Raw genomic sequence first — 18610 nt, 5'->3', positions numbered from 1 at the left:
CCATCCAGCAGGTTCAGTCATGTCCGTTGGGCCGATGAAGTCCCACAATCCCCCAAGTTGGATCAAAGCCCGGCCCATGGCCGGGCGCCTGTGAGGACGGTGTTGATGACCACGCCGCTGCACCGGGCTGCTGCGCCTTCGGCACAGGGCCTGTACGACCCTGTGGCCGAGCACGACGCGTGCGGTGTCGCCTTCGTGGCGACGCTCCGCGGCACGCCCGGACGCGACATCGTTGACGCGGGGCTCACGGCCCTGCTCAACCTGGACCACCGCGGCGCCGTCGGCGCCGAGGAGAACAGCGGTGACGGGGCAGGCATCCTGACCCAGATCCCCGACGCCTTCGTGCGGGACGTCGTCGACGTCGAGCTGCCGCCCGCGGGCCACTACGCGATCGGCATGGCCTTCCTGCCGCAGGACCCCGTGGCTGCGGCCGAGGCGGTCCGGCAGGTCGAGGCCATCGCGACCGAGGAGAAGCTCGTCGTCCTCGCCTGGCGCGACGTCCCCGTGACGGCGGACCTCGTCGGGCCGAGCGCGCGCGCCTCGATGCCGACGTTCCGTCAGCTCGTGGTCGCCGACCTGACCCGCGAGCTGTCCGGCCTCGAGCTGGACCGTCGGACGTACCGTCTGCGCAAGCGCGCCGAGCACGAGCTCGGGCTGTTCTTCGCGTCGCTGTCCTCGCGCACGCTCACCTACAAGGGCATGCTGACCGTCGCGCAGCTCGAGCCGTTCTTCCCGGACCTCTCGGACCCGCGCTACGCGAGCGAGCTGGTCCTGGTGCACTCGCGCTTCTCGACCAACACGTTCCCGTCGTGGCCGCTCGCCCAGCCCTTCCGCATGATCGCGCACAACGGCGAGATCAACACGGTGCGAGGCAACCGCAACTGGATGGCCGCACGCCAGGGCATGCTCGCGAGCGACAAGCTCGGCGACCTCGGTCCGCTGCTGCCGGTCTGCTCGGAGGGTTCGAGCGACTCGGCCAGCTTCGACGAGGTGCTCGAGCTCCTGCACCTGTCGGGCCGTTCGCTGCCGCACGCCGTGCTGATGATGGCGCCCGAGGCGTGGGAGAACCACACGGAGATGGACCCGGACCGTCGGGCCTTCTACGAGTACCACTCCACGCTCATGGAGCCGTGGGACGGCCCCGCGTGCCTGAACTTCACCGACGGCACCCTCATCGGCGCCGTCCTGGACCGCAACGGGCTGCGCCCGGGGCGGTACTGGGTGACCGAGGACGGCCTCGTCGTCCTGGCGTCCGAGGCCGGGGTCCTGGACCTCGACCCCGCCACGATCGTGCGCAAGGGCCGGCTCGAGCCGGGCCGCATGTTCCTGGTCGACACGGGCCAGGGCCGCATCATCGAGGACGAGGAGATCAAGGGGCAGCTCGCCGCGCAGCGTCCGTACGCGCAGTGGGTCGCCGAGAACTCGGTCTACCTCGACCGCATGCCCGAGCGTGAGCACGTCGCGCACAGCCCCGCCTCGGTCCAGCGTCGCCAGCGCGCCTTCGGCTACACCGAGGAGGAGCTGCGGATCCTGCTCACCCCCATGGCCGGCACGGGCGCCGAGCCGCTCGGCGCCATGGGCACGGACACGCCGATCGCGGTGCTGTCCAGCCGGCCGCGGCTGCTGTTCGACTACTTCACGCAGATGTTCGCCCAGGTGACGAACCCGCCGCTGGACGCGATCCGCGAGGAGCTGGTCACGTCGATCGGCGGGGCGATCGGCCCCGAGCCGAACCTCCTGGACGACAGCCCGCTGCACGCCCGCAAGCTGATCCTGCCGTTCCCCGTGCTCGACAACGACGAGCTCGCGAAGATCCTGCGCGTCGACCGTGACCCGGCCCTCGAGGGCATCTTCCGGGCCGTGACCGTCAAGGGGCTGTACCCCGTCGGTGGGGGTGGCCAGGCTCTTCAGGACCGCCTCGAGGAGATCTTCGCCGAGGTCGACCAGCACGTGGCCGAGGGTGCGAGCTTCATCGTGCTCTCCGACCGCGACTCGAACCAGGAGCTCGCGCCGATCCCGTCGCTGCTCCTGTCGAGCGCGGTGCACCACCACCTGCTGCGCCGCCACACGCGCACCCAGGTCTCGCTCGTCGTGGAGGCCGGGGACGTCCGCGAGGTGCACCACGTGGCCCTCCTGATCGGCTACGGCGCGGCCGCGGTCAACCCGTACCTCGCGATGGAGACCGTCGAGGACCTCGCCAAGTCGGGCTTCGTCCCGGTCAGCCCCGAGCAGGCCGTGAAGAACCTCATCAAGGCGCTCGGCAAGGGCGTCCTGAAGGTCATGAGCAAGATGGGCATCTCGACCATCTCCTCGTACCGCGGGGCGCAGGTCTTCGAGGCGCTCGGTCTCTCGCACGAGCTCGTCGCGGACTACTTCGCCGGGACGACGAGCCGCCTCGGCGGCATCGGCCTCGACGTCCTCGCGGCAGAGGTCGCCGCACGGCACGCCGAGGCCTACCCGGCCTCGGGCAACCACCAGGCGCACGTCCGTCTCACCACGGGCGGCGAGTACCAGTGGCGCCGCGACGGCGAGGAGCACCTGTTCGACCCCGAGACAGTCTTCCGCCTGCAGCACGCGACGCGCGAGCGCCGGTACGACGTCTTCCGCCAGTACACCCAGCGGGTCGACGACCAGTCGACCCGTCTGATGACGCTGCGTGGCCTCCTGGAGTTCCAGGAGGGGCAGCGCCCGGCGCTGTCGATCGACGAGGTCGAGCCGGTCAGCGAGATCGTCAAGCGCTTCAACACGGGTGCGATGTCCTACGGCTCCATCTCGGCCGAGACGCACGAGACCCTCGCGATCGCGATGAACCGGCTCGGCGGACGGTCGAACACGGGTGAGGGCGGCGAGGACCCGGAGCGCCTGTACGACCCGGAGCGTCGTTCGAAGGTCAAGCAGATCGCGTCGGGCCGCTTCGGCGTCACGTCCGAGTACCTGACCAACGCGGACGACATCCAGATCAAGCTCGCCCAGGGCGCCAAGCCCGGCGAGGGCGGTCAGCTGCCCGGTCACAAGGTGTACCCGTGGGTCGCCAAGACGCGTCACTCGACGCCGGGGGTCGGGCTCATCTCCCCGCCGCCGCACCACGACATCTACTCGATCGAGGACCTCGCGCAGCTCATCCACGACGCCAAGAACGCGAACCCGTCGGCTCGCGTGCACGTCAAGCTCGTGAGCGAGTTCGGCGTGGGCACCGTGGCGACAGGTGTGTCCAAGGCGCACGCCGACGTCGTCCTCATCTCGGGGCACGACGGCGGCACGGGCGCGAGCCCGCTGACCTCGCTCAAGCACGCGGGCACCCCGTGGGAGCTCGGCCTGGCCGAGACCCAGCAGACGCTCGTGCTGAACAACCTGCGCGACCGCATCGTGGTCCAGGTCGACGGCCAGATGAAGACCGGGCGCGACGTCGTGATCGGTGCGCTGCTGGGGGCCGAGGAGTTCGGCTTCGCGACGGCTCCCATGGTCGTCTCCGGTTGCGTCATGATGCGCGTGTGCCACCTGGACACGTGCCCGGTCGGCGTCGCGACGCAGAACCCCGAGCTGCGCGCCCGGTTCACGGGCAAGCCGGAGTTCGTCGTGAACTTCTTCGAGTTCATCGCGGAGGAGGTGCGCGAGCACCTGGCCCGCCTCGGGTTCCGTTCGATCGAGGAGGCCGTCGGGCACGTCGAGGCGCTCGACACCCGCAAGGCGGTCGAGCACTGGAAGGCTCAGGGTCTCGACCTCGGGCCCGTGCTCGAGAAGCCGCAGCCCGTCGAGGGGTCGTCGCTGCGCAACACGACGACGCAGGACCACGGGCTCGACCGCGCGCTCGACAACCAGCTCATCGCGCTGGCGACCGACGCGCTCGAGAACCGTGAGCCCGTGCGGATCGCCCTGCCGATCCGCAACGTCAACCGCACCGTGGGCACGATGCTCGGTCACGAGGTGACCAAGCGGTACCGCGGCGAGGGCTTGGCCGACGACACGATCGACGTCTCCCTCACGGGGTCGGCCGGTCAGTCGATGGGCGCGTTCCTCCCGCGAGGCATCACGCTGCGCCTGTTCGGCGACGCGAACGACTACGTCGGCAAGGGCCTGTCGGGCGGACGCATCGTCGTCCGTCCTGACCGTGCCGCGGTCCTCACGGGGTCGAGCAACGTCGTCGCGGGCAACGTCATCGGCTACGGCGCCACGTCCGGGCAGATCTTCCTGCGCGGCCTGGTGGGCGAGCGCTTCGCGGTCCGCAACTCGGGCGCCACGCTCGTCGTGGAGGGCGTGGGCGACCACGGCCTCGAGTACATGACCGGCGGGTCCGTCGTGATCCTCGGACCGACGGGACGCAACCTCGGTGCGGGCATGTCGGGAGGTACGGCCTACGTGCTCGACCTGCGCCCGCAGGCGATGAACACGACCGGCGTGTCCTCGGGCGAGCTGCTGCTCGACACGCTCGACGACGCGGACGCCGCGCTCGTCGAGGGCCTGGTCCGGACGCATCTCGAGGAGACGGGCTCGACCGTCGCGGCCGAGCTGCTCGAGGACTTCGACGCGGCGCGCGCTCGCTTCACGCGCATCCTGCCGGCCGAGTTCGCCCGCGTGCGCAAGGCGCTCGCCCAGGCGGAGCTCGACGGTCTCGATCCTGCCGCCCCCGGCGTGTGGGACCAGATCTTGGAGGTGGCCCGTGGCTGATCCCCGCGGATTCCTGAAGGTGCGGGAGCGTGAGCTCCCGCCCAACCGCCCTGTCGAGGTCCGTCTGCGTGACTGGCGCGACGTCCACGAGCACCGTGTCGAGGGGCAGCCGTTCCTCAAGGAGCAGGCCGGCCGTTGCATGGACTGCGGCATCCCGTTCTGCCACCAGGGCTGCCCGCTCGGGAACCTCATCCCCGAGTGGAACGACCTCGTCTGGCGCGACCAGTGGGCCGAGGCCAGCGAGCGGCTGCACGAGACGAACAACTTCCCGGAGTTCACGGGGCGGGTGTGCCCGGCGCCGTGCGAGTCGAGCTGCGTGCTGGGCATCAACCAGCCTGCCGTGACGATCAAGAACGTCGAGGTCTCGATCATCGACGAGGCGTTCGCGCGGGGCTTCGTCACGCCGCACGTGCCGCAGAGGCTCACGGGCTCGACGGTCGCGGTCGTCGGGTCGGGGCCGGCGGGGCTCGCCGCGGCGCAGCAGCTCACGCGGGCCGGCCACACGGTCGTCGTGTACGAGCGGGACGCCGCGATCGGTGGCCTCCTGCGGTTCGGCATCCCGGACTTCAAGCTCGAGAAGACGCACATCGAGCGTCGTCTCGCGCAGATGGAGGCCGAGGGCACGCGCTTCCGCACGGGCGTGGAGATCGGTACGGACATCACCTGGGACGAGCTGCGGCGCCGGTTCGACGCCGTCGTGCTCGCGACGGGCGCGACGATCCCGCGTGCGCTCCAGGTGCCGGGCAGCGACCTCGACGGCGTGCACTTCGCCATGGAGTTCCTGCACCAGGCGAACACCGTGGTCGCGGGCGGGACCGTCGAGGACCAGATCGTCGCGACGGGCAAGAACGTGATCATCATCGGCGGCGGCGACACGGGCTCGGACTGCCTGGGCACCTCGCTCCGGCAGGGTGCCGCGAGCGTCACGACGCTCGCGATCGGCAAGCAGCCGCCGCGTGAGCGGGCCGCGGGCCAGCCCTGGCCGACCGACCCGATCCTGTTCGAGGTCTCGACCTCGCACGAGGAGGGCGGTGAGCGGGCCTACCTGGCCTCGACCGTCGAGTTCCTCGCGGGCGAGGACGGTCGGGTGCGAGCACTGCTCGTCGCCGAGACCGAGTACCTCCCGGACGGGCGACGCGTCCCGAAGGCCGGCACCGAGAAGGAGATCCCTGCCGATCTCGTGCTCGTGGCCATGGGCTTCACGGGACCCGAGACGGACACGCTCTCGACCCAGTCCGACATCGGGCTGACGACGCGCGGGCTCGTGGCGCGCGGGGACGACTTCGCGGCCACGGTGCCCGGGGTCTTCGTCGCGGGCGACGCGGGCCGGGGCCAGTCGCTCATCGTGTGGGCGATCGCCGAGGGTCGTGCCGCGGCGGCGTCGGTCGACGCGTACCTGCAGGGCAGCAGCGAGCTGCCCGCTCCGGTGCGCGCGTCGACCGTGTCGCTGAGAGCATGACAGGAGTGTGAGACGCGCCCCGACGTCCGACCGGACGTCGGGGTGGAGACGGGGCCCAGGCAGGGGCCCGAAGCGGTCCGGTTCCGCCGGACACGAAGGAACAACGAGGCTGGAGAAATGCGCAGAGCAAAGATCGTTTGCACCATCGGACCCGCGACCGAGTCGAAGGAGCAGCTCCGGGCGCTCGTCGACGCCGGGATGGACGTGGCGCGGATCAACCGCAGCCACGGCAGCGCCGAGGAGCACGCAGCCGTCTACCACGGCGTGCGCGAGGCCGCTGCGGCGTCGGGCCGTTCGGTCGCGGTGCTCGTCGACCTGCAGGGCCCCAAGATCCGCCTGGGCCGCTTCGGCGGCGACGAGAAGCACTGGCTCAACGAGGGTGACGTCTTCACCATCACGACCGAGGACGTCGTCGGCACCAAGGAGCTCGTCTCCACGACGCACAAGGGTCTGCCGGGCGACGCTCGCGTCGGCGACCCGATCCTCATCGACGACGGCAAGGTGCTCGTCCGCGTCACGGCCGTCGAGGGCCCGCGCGTCGTGACGCGCGTCGAGGTCGCAGGCCCTGTGTCGAACAACAAGGGTCTGAACCTCCCGGGCGTCGCGGTCTCCGTGCCGGCGCTGTCCGACAAGGACCGCGACGACCTGCGCTGGGCGCTGCGCATTGGCGCGGACATCATCGCGCTGTCGTTCGTGCGTTCCGCCGCGGACTTCGACGACGTCAAGGCGATCATGGACGAGGAGGGCCGCACGGTCCCCGTCGTCGCGAAGATCGAGAAGCCGCAGGCCGTCGAGAACCTCGCCGAGATCGTCGACGCGTTCGACGGTGTCATGGTCGCGCGTGGTGACCTCGCGGTCGAGCTCCCGCTCGAGCAGGTCCCGCTCGTGCAGAAGCGCATCGTGGAGATGGCTCGCCGCAACGCGAAGCCGGTCATCGTGGCGACGCAGGTGCTCGAGTCCATGACGAACTCGCCGCGCCCCACGCGCGCCGAGGCGTCGGACTGCGCGAACGCCGTCCTGGACGGGGCGGACGCCGTCATGCTCTCGGGCGAGACGAGCGTCGGCGAGTTCCCGATCCTCACGGTCGAGACGATGGCCCGCATCATCGAGGCGACGGAGGAGGCCGGCCGCGAGCGCATGGCTCCGCTCGGCTCGACGCCGCACACCCGCGGTGGCGCGATCACGCGTGCCGCTGCGGAGATCGGTGAGATCCTCGGCGCGAAGTACCTCGCGACGTTCACGCAGTCGGGCGACTCGGCGCGCCGCATGTCGCGTCTGCGTTCGTCGATCCCGCTGCTGGCCTTCACGCCGCGTGAGCACGTGCGCAACGTGCTGTCGCTCTCGTGGGGCACGCAGACCTACCAGGTGCCGGAGGTCCAGAACACCGACGCCATGGTCGGCCAGGTCGACACGACCCTGCAGGCCAACGGTCTCGCCGAGGTGGGCGACCTCGTGGTCGTCGTCTCCGGTGCGCCCGTGGGCCAGCCGGGCACGACGAACTCGATCCTCGTGCACCGGATCGGTGACAGCACGGACGTCTGATCCGCGCTGACCCCTGATCGACGACGGCCCCGGTGGCCGGCCGCGCTCCTCGCGCGACCGGCCACCGGGGCTTCGTCGTCCCGGCCCGACGGCGGTGCTCACCCCGAGCGGTGGACCGCACGGAGGCGCGGGAGCGCGCGGCGGACGTCTTCCGGTCGGCGGTCGAGCGGTACGCCCCGGTGCGAACCGTCGCGCCCTGACGTCCGGGTGCCGTCAGGCCCCGAGCGCCAGGTGCACCGCGAGGCCGAGGATCACGAGCCCGCCGACGGCCGCGGTGACCCGCTGACCGGTGTCGTTGGTCAGGGCCCGTCCGAGCACCGCGCCACCGCCCGCGACGACCAGCTGCCAGCTCGCGGACGCGAGGAACGCCGCGGCGACGAACACGGCACGCTCGGGCCCGGTGGCGTCGGGGCTGAGCGCCCCGCCCGCGACGAGCACGGCGAAGTAGACGACGGTCGCGGGGTTGACCAGGGTCAGCCCGAGGAGCGTCGCGTAGGCGCGCACGGGAGTGGTGTCGCTCGTCGCCGGGCGGGGCGTGGCGCCGTCGGGCACGACGCGCTGGAGAGCCGGACGGAACGTGCGCCACGCGAGGAACACCAGGACAGCGACCGACGCCCACGTGAGCGGGGTGCGGATCGACGCGACGAACGGCGCGACGACCGCACCTGCCACCACGGCGACCGTCGCGTAGATGCCGTCCGCGGTCGCGGTGCCCAGGCCCGCCGCGGCGCCCACGGTGAAACGCGTGCGCGCGGTGAGCGTCACGAGGTAGACCGCGATGGCGCCGACGGGGATCGCGATCGCGTACCCGGCGACGAGGCCCGCGACGAGCGCGGCCGTCATCGGTCCGGGTGAGGTCGCCGGGTCGGGAGGCCCTGCTGTCGGCCGGCAGGTCGCGCGGGAGCGGCGAGCGGGCGGGGAGCGGGCGTCGTCGGCATGGATCGAGGATCACCTCTGGGGGCCGAGCCGTCAAGCATTTTTCGGAGTCGTGCAGCGCTCGTGCCCGACGGCGCCGCTCGCCCGGGCGCGGACGGCGGGCCGGTCGTCAGCCGACGAGCACGGCTGCCGCGACCGCGCCCACGACCGCACCGAGCACGAGGCCCGTGACGACCTCCGTGCGCGTGTGGTCGCGCACCCCGAGCCGGGCGAGGCCCACGACCACGGCGACGACCAGCAGACCGGCCGCGAGCCACCACGACAGCGTGGTCGCGACGCCTGCCGCGACCGAGAAGACGCCCGTGTGCACCGACGCACGCACGACCGGGGTCACGAGGGCGAGGGCGACGATCCCCGAGAGGTAGGCCGTGAGGAGCTGGGGCAACAGCGGCGGAGCCCCCGTGAGGTGCAGGGCGACGATCGCCGTGACCTCGATGAGGACGAGTCCCGCGAAGACGATCATGCGCTGCGCGCGAGGACGCACGTGCCGGGACTCGAGCACCCGCAGGCGGGCGAGCCCGTGCACGAACAGGTAGGGCAGCCCACCGCACAGGAGCACGGCGAGGGCGACGTGGCCGAGGCCCGACACACCGGGGGAGGCGTACAGGGCGGTCGCGAGCACGAGCGCGGCGACCGTGTAGCCGGGGGCGAGCACCTCGGTCACGAGGACGGCCCACCGGGGGTGGGGCGCCGTCGTGCCAGGGGGCGCCTCGGCCGGCGGTGCGGTGGGGACGGGGTGGGCCATGGTTCTCCGAGCGGCAGGGTGCGGTCGCGGTCAGTGGTGGTCGTCGCGCTCGCTGCCCGGCGGGAGGTGCGAGCCCTCGTGGCCGTCGTACCCGAGGACGGACACGAGGACGCTCGCGCGCCGCTCGCCCGTCTGCTCGCGGAACGCCCGCCCGAGATCGCGCAGGGCCTGGTCGTCACTGACCCAGTCGCCCCAGTCGGCCGGGACCGCTGGCCGCTCGTCCATCCCTCTCCGGGTCGCGGCGAGGTCGATCTGGAGGGCGCGCAGCACGGGTGCGGGCGCGTCGCCGACGAGGGCGCGGACCTGCGCTGCGTCCTGTGGGTCGGAGTAGCGGGCGAGGGTCGCCAGGGCGTCCATGATCTCGATGGTGCGGTGGTACTCCGCGACCTCGGGCCGGACGGCGGGCAGCCGGGACTCGGCGACGGCGTCCACGAGGTGGGAGTGCAGGGCGCCGAGGTCGGCGTGCCGACGCCTGCGGGTGCGGGCCGCGGAGAGGAGGTGTCCCATGATCCCGACCGTGAGCAGGACGCTCGACGTCGCGATGAGGTACCGCGTGCGGACGCCGAGGAGGCGGAACTGCCCGACGGCCTCCGGTTCCTGCAGGACGATGTTGACGGCGCTGAGCAGCGCCCACAGGACGCCGACGAACGCTCCGGCCGCCGCCAGGTCCATGCCCCATCTGCCGCCGCGCGGTCGCTCGCCGCGCGAGCGCAGGGTGGAGACGCCGAACGTCGCCGTCGCCCACAGGAAGGCGCCGTAGTAGGTGGCCCAGTAGAGGGCCATCCACGGCTTGCCGGCGGTCTGGAAGTCGAAGTCCCGTCGCTCCCACGGCCCGTTGAGGACGAAGACCACGACGAGCACGCTCACGACGCCGACCACGCCCGCCACGACGTACCGGGGACGAGGACGTCGCCCCTGGGTCCCCTGGACCCAGGCCGCGATGCACAGGCAGCCCGCGACGAGCAGCGAGTGCTTCGCGAGCTCGTGGAGCCCGGCCGGGGCGGACGTCAGCAGGAAGGACTCGATGGTGTCGATCCGCAGCGCGGAGGCCGCGGCCACGAGGCCGAGACCCCAGGTGAGCGCACGGTCGCCGTCGAGGTGTGAGCGGTGCCGCAGCGCGGTCCACCCCGCTGCCCCGGCGAAGAGCAGGAAGGCGAGGTAGGTCACCGGTAGCGCTCCATGCCTGCCAACCGGTGGGCGACACCGCCCGTCGCCTCGATCGACATCATGAGCTCGCTCGCGAGGGACTCGGCACGGTGCTCGACCGGGTCCTCGTAGCGGTTGCGTCGCTGCGGGCCCGGGGGAGGAGCCGTGGGGTCGTCGCACGCGTCGAGGATGTGGACGAGCTCGTGGGCGATGATGTGCTGCCGGTGGCGCGGGGAGAGCGCGGCCTCGGAGCTGACGATGACCTTCTCGCCGTCCGGCAGGCTGAGCCACATCCCGGAGACCCCTTCGCCGAGGGGGCCGTCGACGACGTCGACCGGGCGCCCGCGACGGGTCGCGACGATCCCGCGCGCCTCGTCGATGCTGCGCGCGCGGTCGAGGCCGGCGGAGGTCAGCCAGGCGCGATGCTCGGTCACGGTTCGTCGTCGGTCTCGACGGCAGGGAGCGACTGCATGCGGCGCATCTGGTCGAGGAGCTGAGTCACCGCACGGACGTTCTCCGCCGAGAGCCCCTCGGCGCGCATCGCGAAGGCCTCGACGCCGTGGTCCGACAGGGCGAGGCGCAGCTCCTTCTTGGGGTCCTCGCCCGTGTCGAGGAGGTCCTTGGGCTCGACGCCGAAGTACGCCGCGAGACCCTCGATGATGCGCAGCGAGGGAGAGGTGCGGTGGCCGCCGCGCAGCGCGCTCAGGTAGGCCTCCTTCACGGCGTAGCCGTGCTCGGTCATCCAGGTCGCGACCTCGCGGTTGGTCGCGCCGCGTCCGGCCCGCTGCCTGGTCGCGAACAGCTCGTTCAGCCGGTGCTGGAACGCGCGGCTGAGCCGCTCGCCCGGGGGGTTCTCCTGTGTCGTCACCTCTCGATTGTCCCAGGATCGACGGGGTGCTGGTAGCACCTGTCCGCCGAGCCGACGGACCGGCGCCGGGCGGGTGAGGGCGGGCGCGTCGAGCGCTGTTTCCGGCGGTGTCTCCGAGGGCAGGAGCGCGACCACCGGCGGGACGCCGTGGGCCGGTCCCGATGTGGTGGCGATGTGTGACCGGCGCGCTCGTGTGGTGCAGTTCACATGAGAGCTCTCTCATCTACAGGAACATCGTCGTCGGGTCAGGGATGCCCTCAGTAGAGTACGGATGTCGCGGTTCGTGACGGTCGAGGCCTTGGGGGTCGTGCGTCCCGTCACGCCGCGACCGCCCGGCGCCTCCGGGGGAGCAGGGGGTCCCCGGACGGCGCCGGCGCTGTCCCTGCGTCCTTCCAGCGGCCGGCCCGGTCCCGTCTAGGCCTGCGCGCCCGCCTCGCGCCTCGCGTGCTCGACGTCGAGCGCCCGGTCCAGGCCCTCCAGGATGCTCCTGGCCTCCTCGACGTCCCACGTCGTGCCCTGCAGCTCGAACTCGAAGAGCACGGGGCGCCCCGACGTCCGGGCGATCTGCCGGCACGCTGCCTGGTAGTGCTCGCCGAAGTTCCGGTTGCCCGACCCCATGACCCCCACGAGACGTCGCCGCGTCACAGGGCTCGCGAGGAAGCGGCGCACCGGTTCGGGGATGGTGTCGTTGTCGACGTTCCCCGTCTTGTACGAGGGCGTGAGCAGCACCCAGGGGCCGTCCGGCACGGAGCGACGGACCTCACGGTCGCCCAGGTCGAACGCCTCGCGGCCCAGCCGGAGCGCGAACGAGCGCACCATGCCCGACGCCGACGAGTAGAAGTAGACGACGGTCCGCACCGGGCTCACCAGCCCAGGAGCACCCGGGCCCCCGGGGGAGCCTTCGGCGACGGGAGAGCGATCGGGACGGGCGGCGTCGGGCACGGGTGCGGCGCTCCTCAGGTCGGGGGGACTCTCCAGTCCACACCGGCCCTGCGCGGCCGGCCAGGGCACAAGGTCCCGTCCCGGTGCTCATGGAGGTCCCGGCGGCCCGGGCCGTGCCAGCGGGCTCCAGCGTGCTCCCGCCGTGCGACGGGAGCACGCCGTCCTGCTCAGGGGGCCGCGGTCACGACCGCGCGCGAGGCGGCGTGGCGTGCGCCGAGGTAGCCGAAGACGACGGCCGGCCCGATCGTCGAGCCGGGGCCAGGGTAGGTGCGTCCCATGACCGCTGCGGTCGAGTTCCCTGCTGCATAGAGCCCCGGGACGGGCGAGAGGTCCTCGCGCAGGACCGCGCCGTGCTCGTCGGTGAGGAGCCCGCCCTTGGTCCCGAGATCGCCCGGGACGATCTTCACGGCCGTGAACGGCCCCCTCTCGATCGGGCCGAGGTTCGGGTTGGGCCTGACGCCGGGGTCGCCGTAGTAGCGGTCGTACAGCGAGTCCCCGCGGTGGAAGTCCTCGTCGACGCCGGTGCGCGCGAAGCCGTTGAAGCGTTCGACGGTCGCGGCGAGCTGCGCGGGCTCCATGTGGAGCAACCGGGCGAGGTCCTCGAGCGTGTCGGCGACGACGAGGGTCCCGGCCTTCTCGAGATTCTTGGTGCCCGACGGCGCGATGGTGAACAGGTACCTGCGGCGCGCACGGGAGTCCAGGACGAGCCAGGACGGTATCGAGGGCGTGGTGCGGTCGTGCTCGAGCATGGCGTGCCCGAAGTCGATGTAGCTCGCCGACTCGTTGGTGTACCGCTGCCCGTGCTGATCGACGAGGATGCTGTACGGCATGGACCGCTCGCTGAGCACGAAGCCGTTCATCCCCTTCTCGTTCGCGACGCCGGCCCCCCACCAGGCGTCGTCCATGAGGGCCAGCGTCCCGCCTGCCGCGACCCCGGCCTCGATCCCCGTCCCGAGGTCGCCGTCCGCGGCCGCGCTCCACCCGGGTACCCCGTGGTACTTCTCGCGCCACTCGGTGCGGTGCGCGAAGCCTCCGGCCGCGATGACGACGCCACCCCGGGTCCGGACGGTCCGCCGGCCGGTCGGACCGCCGAGCACCGCCCCGACGACCGCGTCGTCCTCGACGACGAGCTCGACGAGCGGGGTGCTCAGCAGGACCGGCGTGCCCTGCGTCCGTACGACCTGCATGAGCGAGCACACGAGCGCCGCACCGATGCCCGCGGGGCGCTGCCCGCGCACCAGGGAGCCGAGCGTGCGCCCGACGAAGCGGGCGCCGCGGACGAAGCCGCTGGGTGAGGACCACGCGCGGGCGAGAAGCCACACGTCGTCGGTGCGGAGGGGGAGCGGCATCCCGCCGTCGTTCATGCGTGAGTACTTGATCCAGGTACCGAGCCGTCGGGTGTCGAAGGCCTGGGCCTCGATGCTGCGTCCCACCATCCCACCGGGCTGTTCCGGGTAGTAGTCGGGATAGTCGGTCGCCCGGACCCAGCGCACCCCGTGCGTCTCGAGGCTCGTGACGACCTCCGGCACGGCCTCGACGAAGGCCCGCTTGCGCGCCGGCGAGGTCGCCGGACCGGCGTCCTCGACGACCGCGTCGAGGTACGTCAGCGCCTTCTCGGCGGAGTCCTCGACGCCGTCACGTGCCATGAGCGGGTTGGCCGGCATCCACAGCCCACCGCCGCTGCGCATCGTCGTGCCGCCCCACCGGTCCGTGCCCTCGACCAGCAGGACCTTGGCGCCGGCGTCCGAGGCGGCTACCGCCGCCGAGAGCCCCGCTGCACCGGTCCCGACCACCAGGACATCGACCTCGTCGTCCCACGACCGCTCCATCGCGGCCTCCTCTCACGCGCAGCTCACACGCTTCGGCAGAACCGGAGGATGATCCTCCGTATCGAGAATGTAGCGGGCGATACGCTGCTGCGGAAGAGGCCGACCGAGGGGGAACGATGTCCGAGCAAGTCCTGCGCGCCGACGCGCAGCGCAACCGCGACCAGATCGTCACGTCGGCCACGTCCCTGTTCGTCGACGTCGGCCCCGACGTCGCTCTCGAGACCGTCGCCCGCAAGGCCGGAGTCGGCATCGGCACGCTCTACCGCCGGTTCCCCGACCGGGAGGCGCTCCTGCGCGCAGTCCTGCAGGACGCGCTCGAAGGGCTCCTGGCCGACATGCGCTCGGCGCGCGACCACGAGCGCACGGCCTGGGACGCGCTGGTCGGTGCGCTCGGTTGGTCGCACCGCCTGCGGGTCGTCCTCACCCTGACCGGTGCGGTCACGGCCGCCGAGTCCGCGGACCTCGCGCACCACGCCGGTCTCGTGCAGGTCCGGGACGAGCTCGTCGAGCTCGTCGACGAGCTCGTCGGCGCCGCACAGCGGGAGAAGAGTCTGCGCAGCGACGTCGCGACAGGAGACGTCGTCCTGCTCATGGCGGCCGTCAGCCGAGGGCTGCCACGCGGGACCACGAACGCCGCGAACGCCTACACCCGCGCCCACGCGCTCGTCCTCGACGCGTTGCGCGCCCCGGCGGCGACACCGCTGCCCGGCGTGCCGACGCGCGTCGGCGACCTCCCGCTGTAGACGTCCCGCTGTCGACGTCCCGCCGTGGGCGGGCGCCCTCCGCCACCGGACCGACGGCGGTCGTCACCGGGCGAGGACGCCAGCCGGGGCGACAGGTTGTGCGCCAGAACCGACAGGTTATGCAAACCGACCACCCCCCTCACCAGGGGTGCGCTGTGATGAGTTCGTTATCAACCGACCAGCGACACCAACGTCTCTGGGCACCAGGGCGTGGCGGCCCTCAGCGGACGAGGGGCTCGACCCCGACGTCACCCGAGTCCGCCCGGTCGACGGCGCGGCAGGGGACGGCCCCGGCCTGCGACCGCTCTTGGACAGTCGAAGGAGACACACAAGTGGACCCACGCACGCAACCCGCGCCTGAGGTCGCCGTCGTGCGCTGCCACCGCGCCGAGGTGGCCCAGGACAAGACGTGCCACGCACGGACACAGCCCCGAGGACGTCAGGGGGGCTCTCGTGCGCACGTTCTGGACTGACCTCTCCGAGCGACGCCCCACGGTCGCGCAGTTCATCATGTTCTCGCTCCTGAGCACCGGCATGACGGTGCTCCAGCTGGCGCTGATGCCGCTGTTCAAGTGGGTCTTCACCAAGACACCTCTCGTGGACCAGACCTTCCAGGCGTTCGCCGTGAACGTGAACGCGGACGGTTCGCCGTTCTACCTCTTCGACTACGCGGCGGGTGCCCTGCCCGCCGGAGGCGGCGGCCTGGCGTACTTCCTGGCGGTGCAGGTCACCCTCCTCATCGCCCAGGTCATCAACTTCTTCCTCCAGCGCAACGTGACGTTCAAGTCGGACACGAACATCTGGCGTGCGGCGGCCTGGTACTTCGTCGCGTACGTGCTGATCACCTTCGCGGCCGCGGCGTTGCAAGGCTTCTACAAGGCGCCGATCTACCAGTGGATGGTCGAGCGCTGGGGCAGCACCGGGGAGGTCGGGGCAGACCTCGTCACGATGATCATCAACGCGCTGATCTCGGTCCTCGTGTACTTCCCGATCCTCAAGATCATCTTCAAGCAGGCGCCCGGGACCGACGCGCCCCCGGGCTCGGGCCCGACCGTCGCCGAGCCGGTCGTCGAGGCGGCCCGCTAGTCGCGACGCCCGCCCCAGAGCAACGCAGCCCGTCGGACCGGTCGGGCGTGCAGAACCACACCAGTGCACCCACGAGAGAAGACCTCCGTGGGGGAACGGAAGCAGAACCATGACGGAAGAACTGACCACGCTCGAGAAGGCCGCACTCCTCAGCGGGGAGAGCGTCTGGGAGACGCGGGCGGTACCCCGGCACGGCATCCGGACGCTGTGGCTGTCCGACGGCCCGCACGGCATCCGCAAGCAGACGGGTTCGGCCGACCACCTCGGCCTGGGCGCGTCGCAGCCCGCGACCTGCTTCCCGACGGCGGCCACGGTCGCGAACAGCTGGGACCCCGAGCTGGCGCTGTCGGTCGGCGAGGCGCTCGGCGCCGAGGCTGCGGACCAGGGCGTGGACGTGCTGCTCGGTCCTGGTCTCAACGTCAAGCGCAGCCCGCTGTGCGGGCGCAACTTCGAGTACTTCTCCGAGGACCCCCTGCTCTCGGGGCGCCTCGCCGCCGGATACGTGCGCGGGATCCAGTCGCGCGGCGTCGCGGCGTGCCCCAAGCACTTCGCGGCCAACAGCCAGGAGCTGCGACGCATGACGAGCGACTCCGTGGTGGACGAGCGGACGCTGCGCGAGATCTACCTGACGGGCTTCGAGGTCGTGGTCCGCGAGTCCTCGCCGTTCTCGATCATGTCGAGCTACAACCTGATCAACGGCACCTACGCCAACGAGAACCCCTTCCTGCTCCAGCAGGTGCTGCGGGACGAGTGGGGCTTCGACGGCGCGGTCGTGACGGACTGGGGCGGCGGCAACGACGCGGTCGAGGCGGTCCGCCGCGGCGGGACGCTCGAGATGCCCTCGCCGGGCCTCGACTCGGCCGCGCAGATCGTGGCCGCCGTGGAGCGCGGCGACCTGGACATGGCGGACCTGGACGCGCGGGTCGAGGAGATGAAGGTCCTCGGGAGCCGGATCGGTGGGGCGGGGCGCGAGGTCGACCTCGACGCGCACCACGAGCTGGCGCGCACGGTCGCCGAGCAGAGCGCGGTGCTGCTGCGCAACGAGGACCATCTGCTGCCGTTGGCGTCGGGGACCCGGGTCGCGGTCGTCGGCGACTTCGCCGCGACGCCTCGCTACCAGGGCGCCGGATCCTCGGTCGTCAACCCGACCCGGCTCACGACTGCCCTGGACGCCCTGGGCGCCTCGGACCTGCAGGTCGTGGCGACCGCGCAGGGCTTCACGCGCGGCGGGGACGCGGACCCCGCCCTCGTCGCAGAGGCCGTCGACGCGGCGCGCACGGCGGACGTGGTGCTGCTGTACCTCGGGCTGGACGAGATCAGCGAGTCGGAGGGGCAGGACCGGAGCCACCTGCGTCTGCCGCCGAGCCAGGTCGAGCTGTTGGCGCGGATCTCCTCGGTCACGAGCCGGATCGTGGTCGTGCTGAGCGCGGGATCGGTCGTGGAGGTGCCGTGGCTGTCGCAGTGCGGTGCGCTGGTCCACGGCTACCTGGGCGGCCAAGGCGGCGCAGAGGCCGTGGTGCGGGTCCTGACAGGTGCGGTGAACCCGTCGGGTCGCCTCGCGGAGAGCTACCCCGTCCGTCTCGAGGACGTGCCCAACGCGCGCTACTACCCGGGCGAAGGGGTCGACGCCGAGTACCGCGAGGGTCCCTACGTGGGCTACCGCTACTACTCGACGGTCGGCGTCCCGGTCGCCTTCCCGTTCGGGTTCGGCCTGAGCTACACGACGTTCGCCTACACCGACCTCGCGGTCGACGCCGACGGCGTGACGTTCACCCTGACCAACACGGGTGATGTCGCGGGGGCCGAGGTCGCCCAGCTCTACGTGGGGCGCCAGGACGCCGACGGCGTGCACCGCCCCGTGCGCGAGCTCAAGGGCTTCGCGAAGGTGCACCTCGCGCCGGGCGAGTCCCGACGCGTGCGCATCGACTTCGACCGCTTCACCTTCCGGCACTTCTCGACGACGTCGAGCGCCTGGGAGACCGAAGGCGGCGCCTGGACGCTCGCCGTGGGCTCCGACGTGGAGACCGTGCTGCTGACGGCCGAGCACGTCGTGGCGGGTATGGCCGCTGCCGATGTCGACGCGGTGCCGGACGAGTACCGCACCGGCCGGGTGACGGACGTCTCCGACGAGGCGTTCGCCGCGCTCCTGGGCCGACCGCTCGCCCCGCGAGGCCAGGTGACCGGGCCGCTCGGCGTCAACAGCCCGTTGTCGGACATGGAGCACGCACGGAGCCCGCTGGCCCGGTTCGCCTACCGGGAGCTGGCGAGGCGGATCGCTCGCGCCGAGGCCAAGGGCACCCCGGACCTCAACCTGCTCTTCCTGCGCGGGATGCCGTTCCGGGCGATCGCGAAGATGACGAACGGCGCCATGAGCATGGACATGGCCGAGGGCCTGCTCACGATCGTCAACGGCCACTTCTTCCGTGGAGCGGGGGCCCTGGTCGCAGGGTTCTTCCGCAACCGCCGCTCCACCCGTCGGATGCGGGCCGAGCTCGCGCGCTGACGCGCACGTCCGGTTCGTTCCTTCTTCCTGAGAGAGAGTGTGTGTGATGTTCCGACGGATTGGTCAGGCGTGGTCGGGGTTTTCTGAGCGGCGTCCGGGGACGGCGCAGTTCTTGTTGTTCTTCTTGTTGAGCAATGGTGTGACGG

13 protein-coding genes are annotated in these 18610 nt (G+C 71.8%); 6 read left to right on the top strand and 7 right to left on the bottom strand.

Annotated features, from left to right (window positions below; all coding sequences use genetic code 11):
* Window positions 1-105: 105 nt before the first annotated feature.
* The 3 genes from gltB to pyk all read left to right on the top strand — a co-directional run bounded on the left by gltB (window position 106) and on the right by pyk (window position 7666).
* Window positions 106-4665 carry a glutamate synthase large subunit gene (gene gltB / locus WFH32_RS16610; protein WP_336708438.1) on the top strand — a complete coding sequence of 1520 codons (4560 nt, stop codon included), beginning with the start codon at window positions 106-108 and terminating at the stop codon, window positions 4663-4665.
* Window positions 4658-6124, top strand: coding sequence for a glutamate synthase subunit beta (locus WFH32_RS16605; RefSeq protein ID WP_336708436.1), 1467 nt, complete (start codon window positions 4658-4660; stop codon window positions 6122-6124). Before gltB ends, WFH32_RS16605 begins: the two co-directional genes overlap by 8 nt.
* A gap of 117 nt (window positions 6125-6241) precedes the next feature.
* The gene (gene pyk, locus WFH32_RS16600) at window positions 6242-7666 is read left to right on the top strand and encodes a pyruvate kinase (protein ID WP_191795974.1); all 1425 of its coding nucleotides are present in this window, start codon (window positions 6242-6244) and stop codon (window positions 7664-7666) included.
* 213 nt (window positions 7667-7879) lie between these two features.
* On the opposite strand, the gene WFH32_RS16595 is transcribed toward pyk, so the two are convergent.
* From WFH32_RS16595 to WFH32_RS16565, 7 genes are all read right to left on the bottom strand, one after another.
* Window positions 7880-8509 (bottom strand): LysE family transporter, encoded by a 630-nt coding sequence (locus tag WFH32_RS16595; RefSeq protein ID WP_336708435.1) that lies wholly within the window; start codon window positions 8507-8509, stop codon window positions 7880-7882.
* Between the two features lie 202 nt (window positions 8510-8711).
* Window positions 8712-9347, bottom strand: a complete 636-nt coding sequence (locus tag WFH32_RS16590; RefSeq protein ID WP_336708434.1) for a hypothetical protein — start codon at window positions 9345-9347, stop codon at window positions 8712-8714.
* A gap of 30 nt (window positions 9348-9377) precedes the next feature.
* Window positions 9378-10514, bottom strand: coding sequence for a DUF6545 domain-containing protein (locus WFH32_RS16585; RefSeq protein WP_336708432.1), 1137 nt, complete (start codon window positions 10512-10514; stop codon window positions 9378-9380).
* Window positions 10511-10927, bottom strand: coding sequence for an ImmA/IrrE family metallo-endopeptidase (locus tag WFH32_RS16580; protein ID WP_191795970.1), 417 nt, complete (start codon window positions 10925-10927; stop codon window positions 10511-10513). Before WFH32_RS16580 ends, WFH32_RS16585 begins: the two co-directional genes overlap by 4 nt.
* Complete coding sequence (locus WFH32_RS16575) at window positions 10924-11361, bottom strand: XRE family transcriptional regulator (protein ID WP_138824553.1); 438 nt, start codon at window positions 11359-11361, stop codon at window positions 10924-10926. The genes WFH32_RS16580 and WFH32_RS16575 overlap by 4 nt, the downstream gene beginning before the upstream one ends.
* A gap of 414 nt (window positions 11362-11775) precedes the next feature.
* Window positions 11776-12219 (bottom strand): class Ib ribonucleoside-diphosphate reductase assembly flavoprotein NrdI, encoded by a 444-nt coding sequence (gene nrdI, locus WFH32_RS16570; RefSeq protein WP_336708537.1) that lies wholly within the window; start codon window positions 12217-12219, stop codon window positions 11776-11778.
* A 251-nt stretch (window positions 12220-12470) separates the two neighbouring features.
* Window positions 12471-14132 (bottom strand): FAD-dependent oxidoreductase, encoded by a 1662-nt coding sequence (locus tag WFH32_RS16565; RefSeq protein WP_336708431.1) that lies wholly within the window; start codon window positions 14130-14132, stop codon window positions 12471-12473.
* A gap of 116 nt (window positions 14133-14248) precedes the next feature.
* Here WFH32_RS16565 and WFH32_RS16560 point away from each other — a divergent pair, with 116 nt between their 5' ends.
* From WFH32_RS16560 to WFH32_RS16550, 3 genes are all read left to right on the top strand, one after another.
* Window positions 14249-14875, top strand: coding sequence for a TetR/AcrR family transcriptional regulator (locus WFH32_RS16560; RefSeq protein ID WP_336708430.1), 627 nt, complete (start codon window positions 14249-14251; stop codon window positions 14873-14875).
* Window positions 14876-15328: 453 nt separating this feature from the next.
* Window positions 15329-15961, top strand: a complete 633-nt coding sequence (locus WFH32_RS16555) for a hypothetical protein (protein ID WP_336708428.1) — start codon at window positions 15329-15331, stop codon at window positions 15959-15961.
* 109 nt (window positions 15962-16070) lie between these two features.
* The gene (locus WFH32_RS16550) at window positions 16071-18464 is read left to right on the top strand and encodes a glycoside hydrolase family 3 C-terminal domain-containing protein (RefSeq protein WP_336708427.1); all 2394 of its coding nucleotides are present in this window, start codon (window positions 16071-16073) and stop codon (window positions 18462-18464) included.
* Window positions 18465-18610 lie beyond the last annotated feature (146 nt).

The sequence above is a fragment of the Oerskovia sp. USHLN155 genome (assembly GCF_037145535.1).
GTDB classification, from domain to species: Bacteria; Actinomycetota; Actinomycetes; order Actinomycetales; family Cellulomonadaceae; genus Oerskovia; species Oerskovia rustica.
The sequence above is the reverse complement of the archived record's forward strand: the minus strand, read 5'-3'. Positions and strand labels throughout refer to the sequence as shown.